1 pseudogene is annotated in these 273 nt (G+C 69.2%); it reads left to right on the top strand.

Features of this window, described 5'->3' with window-relative positions:
- Positions 1–273: pseudogene (locus SM753_RS20600) on the top strand (adenine phosphoribosyltransferase); the annotation flags it as partial.

Genomic DNA, 273 nt, shown 5'->3' on the forward strand with positions numbered 1-273 from the left:
CGTCCGCGAGGTCGTCAACGGCATCTGCCAGGTGGCGGACCTCGCCGACGCTGACGTTATCGCGACGCCGGTGACGATGGGCGTGCACGTCTCGACGGCGGTGTCGCTCGTCTCGGACATCCCGCTGGTGGTCATCCGCGACCGGCAGTACGGCTTCGACGGCGAGTACGGCTTCGACGCGGGCGACGACCGGCTCTACCTGAACGACGTGGAGGCGGGCGACGACGTGCTGGTGCTCGACGACCTTACGAACACGGGGGCGTTCGTCGCGGC

The sequence above is a fragment of the Halostella sp. PRR32 genome, from assembly GCF_034808085.1.
GTDB classification, from domain to species: Archaea; Halobacteriota; Halobacteria; order Halobacteriales; family Natronoarchaeaceae; genus Halostella; species Halostella pelagica.